7 protein-coding genes are annotated in these 6,615 nt (G+C 66.4%); 1 reads left to right on the top strand and 6 read right to left on the bottom strand.

Annotated elements, in window-relative coordinates; translation table 11 throughout:
* Positions 1 to 50 precede the first annotated feature (50 nt).
* Together IRZ12_RS14310 and IRZ12_RS14305 are read right to left on the bottom strand one after the other, a co-directional pair.
* On the bottom strand, positions 51 to 1,184 hold the full coding sequence (locus IRZ12_RS14310) for a GNAT family N-acetyltransferase (RefSeq protein WP_296469650.1): 1,134 nt from the start codon (positions 1,182 to 1,184) through the stop codon (positions 51 to 53).
* Positions 1,181 to 1,861: a LytTR family transcriptional regulator DNA-binding domain-containing protein gene (locus tag IRZ12_RS14305; protein ID WP_296469648.1), complete on the bottom strand. Its 681-nt coding sequence runs from the start codon at positions 1,859 to 1,861 to the stop codon at positions 1,181 to 1,183. Before IRZ12_RS14305 ends, IRZ12_RS14310 begins: the two co-directional genes overlap by 4 nt.
* A gap of 130 nt (positions 1,862 to 1,991) precedes the next feature.
* Here IRZ12_RS14305 and argH point away from each other — a divergent pair, with 130 nt between their 5' ends.
* A complete protein-coding gene (gene argH / locus IRZ12_RS14300) occupies positions 1,992 to 3,413 on the top strand; it encodes an argininosuccinate lyase (protein ID WP_296469646.1) in 1,422 nt (473 codons plus the stop codon).
* A gap of 26 nt (positions 3,414 to 3,439) precedes the next feature.
* On the opposite strand, the gene IRZ12_RS14295 is transcribed toward argH, so the two are convergent.
* The 4 genes from IRZ12_RS14295 to IRZ12_RS14280 all read right to left on the bottom strand — a co-directional run.
* Positions 3,440 to 3,787: a DUF192 domain-containing protein gene (locus tag IRZ12_RS14295; RefSeq protein ID WP_296469644.1), complete on the bottom strand. Its 348-nt coding sequence runs from the start codon at positions 3,785 to 3,787 to the stop codon at positions 3,440 to 3,442.
* Positions 3,781 to 4,653 (bottom strand): type II secretion system F family protein, encoded by an 873-nt coding sequence (locus tag IRZ12_RS14290; protein WP_296469642.1) that lies wholly within the window; start codon positions 4,651 to 4,653, stop codon positions 3,781 to 3,783. The genes IRZ12_RS14295 and IRZ12_RS14290 overlap by 7 nt, the downstream gene beginning before the upstream one ends.
* A 4-nt stretch (positions 4,654 to 4,657) precedes the next feature.
* Positions 4,658 to 5,515 carry a type II secretion system F family protein gene (locus tag IRZ12_RS14285; RefSeq protein ID WP_296469640.1) on the bottom strand — a complete coding sequence of 286 codons (858 nt, stop codon included), beginning with the start codon at positions 5,513 to 5,515 and terminating at the stop codon, positions 4,658 to 4,660.
* Positions 5,512 to 6,615, bottom strand: a 1,104-nt coding sequence (locus IRZ12_RS14280; protein WP_296469639.1) for a CpaF family protein, incomplete at its 5' end; no start/stop codon positions are given. The genes IRZ12_RS14280 and IRZ12_RS14285, both read right to left, overlap by 4 nt.

The following is a 6,615-nucleotide window of genomic DNA, read 5'->3' as shown; positions in this document are numbered from 1 at the left end:
TGATAAGGCGGATGGACCTTGGTCGTCCCGGCCCCCGCGCCCCACCGCCCTCAGCCAAGCGGCGCCTTGAAGGGCGTATGCGATTCCAGCTCGTCCAGGTACTGGTTCATGCCGTCGGTTTCGCGCTCCAGGAAGTCCGCGATGGCGCTCGCGAAACGCTCATCGGCGATCCAGTGCGCGGACCACGTGGGTACGGGCAACAGGCCGCGCGACATCTTGTGGATTCCCTGCGCTCCGCCTTCGAACACCGAGATGCCTTGCGTGATGCAATAGTCGATGGCCTGCATGTAGCAGGTCTCGAAATGCAGGCCCGGCACGAATTCCACGCACCCCCAATAGCGCCCGTACAGGGTATCGCCGCCGATCACATTGAGCGCGCAGGCAATGGGCTCGCCCCCCCGCTCAGCCACGATGAGCAGCCACGCGTCCGGCATGGCTTCGTGCCAGAGCGAGAAAAACTCCGGGTTGAGGTAGGGCCTCGACCAATGATTGGCGTAGGTGGACGCGTAGCAGCGATAAAAGAAATCAAGATGCTCAGCCGTAATGGCCTTGCCTCGCAAGTGCCTGAAGCCGACGCCGGCTTGGGCCACCTTCTTGCGATCCTGCCGGATCTTCTTGCGCTTGTCATGGCTCATCGCGGACAGGAAGGCGTCGAAATCGGCATAGCCTGCGTTGCGCCAATGAAACTGCACGCCCTCTCGCATCATGTAGCCCGCTTCGCGCAACGCGCGCCTATCGTCCTCGCGGGGAAAAAGGACGTGCAACGACGACACGCCAGCCTGCCGGGCCACCTCGATCGCTGCCCGCGCCAGCAACACGCGATCCTCGTGCGATGCGGCGAGCAGCCGTGGCCCGCCGACCGGCGTAAAGGGCACGGCGCACAACAGCTTGGGGTAGTACGGCAAACCGTGCCGCTCGAATGCCTCGGCCCAGGCGTGATCGAACACATATTCACCGCGGGAATGGGCCTTGACGTAGAGCGGCATGGCGCCCACGAGCCGACCGCCTCGGCGCATGATCAAGTACGTGGGCTGCCAGCCCGTGCGCCGCACCGCGCAGCCAGTCGCGTGCAGGCCGTGGAGGAACGCATGGGTCACGAACGGATTGCCGGCGGCCAGCCCGTCCCAATCGGACGGATCGACGGCGCCGAGATCGTCAACCAATTCGACGGCTGTTTGGGTCAAAACGCCTCCGTGAGTGAAGAGCCGACGCCGCTGCGTGGCACGCAGTCCCGGACCTGGGGCCAGCGGCGGCGCGCCACGGGAATGCGCTCGGGCACGCCGTCCAGCACCAGTTCCCAGTAGGGATCGGCGTCGCCGCCACTGAGCTCCGGCGTTACCAGGGACGCCCCGGCGATGGCGGCGCGCGCCACGATCGCGCTACGATGCACTTGGAGGAAACGGTCGGGAAACGTGCGCAGCAGCTCGGCGAGGGAGCGGTCCGTCAGGAACTCGCCGTGGCGGGTGCGAAGGAACGCGTATTTTCCCTCGGCCCGCACGTAAACAACCTCTTCCACGGCCAAGGCCGTCGTTCCGGAACCGTTCCAAGCCGGGAGCGCATTTTCGGCATGCAAAGGGCCGATGGCCTGGAGCGCGCGGGAGAGGGTTTGCTCCAGGCGCTCCAATCGTATGGGAGGCAACAGCGAATCCACGGCGCGCAGCGTTTCCGCCTCGGAGCGGCAGTCGGCGGAAGGCAGGATGAGCACGAGCTGCAGGCCGGGCCGGCGCTCCCAGTGCCGGGCCAGGGCATAGCCCGCCGCGTCCGGCAGCCCGAGGTCGAGCAACGCCACTGCCGGACCGTCGCATCGCACGTGCTGCGCCTGCTCGGCGCCGACCACCGGTGGCATCAAGCACAGGGGCATGTGCCGCGCCAAGGTTTTTACCTGGGAAGACAACCGGCGGCAGAACGACGCGTCGCGCCCCACGATGAGCACTGCCGGGGAGCCCCACCGAGATTCAGTAACCGCCATAACCCGCTTTATAATCCGCGCCATGTCTAAACCGACCGACTCCCGCCCCCAAGACCAGTTCGCCAAGAAAGCCGAAGCCTGGTCGGCCCGATTCTCTGAACCGGTGTCCGACCTCGTCAAACGGTACACCGCTTCGGTGGACTTCGACAAACGCCTGGCCAAATTCGACATCCAGGGCTCCCTGGCCCATGCCGAGATGCTCCAGTCCGTAGGCATCCTGACGCAAACGGACCTCGACGACATCCGCCGCGGCATGGCCGCCATCGAGGCCGAGATCGAAGCCGGCCGCTTCGAGTGGCTGCTCGACCTCGAAGACGTCCACCTGAACATCGAGCGCCGCCTGACTGAACTGGTTGGCGATGCCGGCAAGCGCCTGCATACCGGTCGGTCGCGCAACGACCAAGTCGCCACCGACATCCGGCTCTGGCTGCGCGCCGAGATCGACACCCTGCTCGACTTGCTGCGCCAGCTCCGCCATGCCCTCGCGGCACTGGCCCTGGAACACGCCGGCACCATCCTGCCCGGCTTCACGCACCTGCAGGTCGCGCAGCCGGTCACCTTCGGCCACCACCTGCTGGCCTATGCCGAGATGTTCGGGCGCGACGCCGAGCGCCTCGCCGATTGCCGCAAGCGGGTCAACCGCCTGCCGCTCGGGGCCGCGGCGCTGGCCGGCACGTCCTATCCCATCGACCGCGAAAGGGTGGCCCGCACGCTGGGCTTCGAGGGCGTGTGCCGCAACTCGCTCGATGCCGTGTCCGACCGCGATTTCGCCATCGAGTTCTGCGCTGCCGGCGCGCTCATCATGACCCACATCTCGCGCCTGTCCGAAGAACTGGTGCTGTGGATGAGCCCGCGCGTTGGATTCATCGACCTCGCGGACCGCTTCTGCACGGGCAGTTCCATCATGCCGCAGAAGAAGAACCCCGACGTGCCGGAACTGGCCCGCGGCAAGACCGGCCGGGTCAACGGCCACCTCGTGGCCTTGCTGACGCTGATGAAAGGCCAGCCGCTGGCCTACAACAAGGACAACCAGGAAGACAAAGAAGGCCTGTTCGACACGGCCGACACCGTACGCGATACCTTGCGCATCTTCATCGACATGGTGGGGGGCATCCAGGTCAAGCCGGAAGCCATGCGCGCCGCCGCGCTGCAAGGCTTTTCCACGGCCACCGACCTTGCCGACTACCTCGTCAAGAAGGGCGTGCCGTTTCGCGATGCGCACGAAGCCGTGGCCCTGGCGGTGCGCAAATGCGTGGAACGCGGGTGCGACCTGGCCGACCTCTCGGTGGAAGAACTCCAGGCCTTCCACGCCGCGGTGGGCGAAGACGTCCATTCCGTGCTGACGTTGGAAGGCTCCGTGGCCTCGCGCTCCCACGTGGGCGGCACCGCGCCCGTGCGCGTGCGCGAGGAAGCACAGCGGGTGCTGGACGAAACACGCGCCTGAGCCATAACGTCCGCCCGGGCATTTCCTCAGTCCGCCCCTGCACCCGGCTGCGCGCTTTCCAGCAGGCAGCCCGGTAAAACCACCATCCCCTCCTTCCAGCCCACGCGCGTGGCCTCACCCGCGGCGAGCTCGATCGTCGCCCATGCGCGCCAGCACCAGGCAAGGCGTCCTGGCCGCAGTCGATGCACGATGCGCAGCACGCGTGCGCGCTTGTCCACGAAAATGACATCGATGGCGTCGCCCAGGCCGATCGTATGCACGGCGCGGCAGGGCGCGATCCACAATGCCTCGCCGGGCGCGAGCGGAGCCTGCCCCAACAGGCCGCGCATCCTGTCCATCAACCCCGTCGCGCATCGCCACCGCACGCTCACCATCCCAGCTCCATCAGTTTGATGACGATGGGGAATGCGATGATCACGAACGAGCACGGAAAAATGCAGGCGATCAGAGGAAAGAGCAATTTCACCGGCGCTTCCATGGCCAGCTGCTCGGCACGCAAGAATCGCTCGGTACGCCGCTGTTCGGACTGGGCGCGCAGGGCGGGCGCCAGGTTCATGCCGAGGACGTCGGCCTGCGCCAGCGTACTCACCCAAGCGCGGACTTCGGGCACGTCGAGCCGGTCGGCCATGTCCCGCAGGGCTTGCGCGCGAGGCACGCCCGTACGCACGTCGCCCAGCACGCGGCGCAATTCATCCCGCAGCGGCCCGGCGGGCCCCTTCTGCGCAGCCTGTTGGAGCGCGGCCCCGACGTGCAAGCCGGCTTCGACGCACAGCGTGGTCATGTCCAGCACGAACGGCAAAGCGCGAAGCACCGCGACCCGCCGCTTGCGCCGGCGTTCCCGCAGCCATAGGCGGGGATACAGGGCGCCGGCGGCGGCAAGGATCACCGCTGCGGCAACGACCGTGTGCATCGCGGCTCCCGCCGCGGCCGTGAACGCCAGGGCCACCGCCCCGGCGCCACACCCGCAAAGCAGCTGGGCCCCCACGATGTGCACCGGCGCCAAGGCGTGGCGCAACCCTGCCTGCACCAAAAGGCGTTCCAGCTGCCGCCGGCCTTGCCAGGAGATCCAAGGACGGCTGTAGTAGGCGGCCGCGACGATGAGGCGCCAAATGAGCCGGAATGCCGTGGGAGGCGCCTCGACCGTTCGTTCCTGACCGGGAGGCGGATCGGTCACGAGGAAATAAAGCAAGGCGGCTGCCGCCGCGACGGCTACGCCTGCCAACGAAGCAATCAACATCATGCACTCATATGTCTATCCGGACGATCCGGGCGATCATCCACAGCCCCAGCAAGTCCAGCGCCGCAACCAGCGCGAGAACGGCCCATCCTTCGGGCGTCGTCCACAGGTGTTGCATGGTGTCGGGCTCCAGTCTCTGGAGTGCGACGACCAGCATCCATGGCAAGACCGCCACCACCTTCGATTGCAGCCTGCCTTGGGCGGTCAGCGCCCTTATCCTGCCCTCCATGTGCAGGCGGGCGCGCACGGTCGCACCTATCCGCTCCAGGGTTTCGGCAAGGTTGCCGCCGGTCTCTGCCGCGATTCGCAAGGCGGCGACCACCAGGCTCGCCGCTTCCGTGGGAACGCGGCGGTGCAGGCTCGCGAGCGATTGGTCCATGCTTACGCCAAAACGCTGCTCGCGCATCATGAGCGCGAACTCCTGCGAAAGCGGTGGCTGGCTTTCCGCGACGAGCTGGCGCAACCCCGCTTGCAAACTGGCGCCCGCCCGCAGAGCGCTGCCCAGGGCAAGCAAAGCGTCCGGCAACTGCGCGTCGAACCGGCGCAGGCGGCGATCCCGCAGATGAGAGGCCAACCGGCGCGGCAACCATGCACCGGCGGCGGCCCCCACCGCCGCCAAGGTCCAACTTTGCCCCACCAACCCGCAGGTGACGGCCATGACGCAGATGACAACGACGTGTGCGCACCAAAGCTGGCGTACATCGATGAAGAAGAAAAATTCGCTCATGCGCAGGCGGGCGCGTTCGGTAAAAACGGCGCGATAGCGGGCCAAGCTATCGCGCACGAGGCCTTGCACCACCCACACCGACAAAGCCGCGCTCGCAAAAACCGCCACCACGATGGCCCAGTTCGCCCATCCGCTCATGACAGCCCCCGCGAGGCCGATGCTGCCGGCGTGCGTTGGCAAAAGCACTCGGGAGATATCTCGACTCCGCTCGCCCGCCACTCGTCGAAAAAACCGGGCATCAGCTCGCACCCCAGGAAATATCCCGGCGCCCCGGCTTCGGCGGCCCGTGCCCGCTCGAAACGAAACAGTTCCTGCAATTGGATGCGGCCGCTCTCGATACCCGTCACTTCGACGATGGACGTCACCCGGCGTTGCCCGGAAGCGCTTCGGCTCTGCTGGACGACGATGTCGACGGCCGAGGCGATCTGCTCGCGGATGGCGACCAGAGGAAGGTCCATGCCAGCCATCAGCACCATGGTTTCCAGGCGCGCCATCGCATCCCGCGGCGTGTTGGCATGCAAGGTAGTAAGCGACCCTTCATGCCCAGTGTTCATGGCCTGCAGCATGTCCAGCGCCTCCGCGCCCCGGCACTCCCCGACGACGATGCGGTCCGGCCGCATGCGCAAGGCGTTGCGTACGAGGTCGCGGATAGAAACGGCGCCACGTCCTTCCATGTTGGGTGGACGCGCCTCCAACGCGACCAGGTGCTCATGCGCCAACTTCAGTTCCGCTGCATCTTCGATGGTAATGATGCGTTCGCCCTCGGGAATGAAGTTCGACAGGATATTCAATAGCGTGGTCTTGCCCGAGCCGGTTCCACCCGATACGACGAGGTTCTTGCGCTGCTCCACACACAGCCGCAGGAACCTGGCCATATGCTGGTCGAGCGAACCGCGTTCGATCAAATCCTCGATTTTCAGGCGACGGCTGGGAAACTTGCGTATGGTCAGCGCCGGCCCCTTGAGCGCGAGCGGGGCAATGATCGCATTGACCCTCGATCCGTCGCGCAGTCGGGCGTCGACCATGGGGGAACTCTCGTCTATCCGCCGCCCCAGCGGGGACACGATGCGCTCGATGACGCCCAATACCGAGCGGTCGCTGCTGAACACCGCGGGATGCCGCGACAGAACCCCGTCACGCTCGACGTACAGCTCGTCATACCGGTTGACCATGATTTCGGAAATGCCGGGATCGGCAAGCAGCGACTCGAGCGGCCCCAAGCCGACCGCCTCGTCTAC

This window comes from Pigmentiphaga sp. (assembly GCF_019689535.1).
In the GTDB taxonomy this organism is placed as follows: domain Bacteria; phylum Pseudomonadota; class Gammaproteobacteria; order Burkholderiales; family Burkholderiaceae_B; genus Pigmentiphaga.
This window is presented reverse-complemented; position numbering and strand designations above follow the sequence as displayed.

Coding starts and splice junctions, on each gene's coding strand:
- IRZ12_RS14285 (WP_296469640.1), bottom strand. CDS start 5,515: ATGAGCGGATGGGCGAACTGGGCCATCGTGGTGGCGGTTTTTGCGAGC.
- IRZ12_RS14290 (WP_296469642.1), bottom strand. CDS start 4,653: ATGATGTTGATTGCTTCGTTGGCAGGCGTAGCCGTCGCGGCGGCAGCC.
- IRZ12_RS14305 (WP_296469648.1), bottom strand. CDS start 1,861: ATGCCCCTGTGCTTGATGCCACCGGTGGTCGGCGCCGAGCAGGCGCAG.
- argH (WP_296469646.1), top strand. CDS start 1,992: ATGTCTAAACCGACCGACTCCCGCCCCCAAGACCAGTTCGCCAAGAAA.
- IRZ12_RS14295 (WP_296469644.1), bottom strand. CDS start 3,787: ATGGTGAGCGTGCGGTGGCGATGCGCGACGGGGTTGATGGACAGGATG.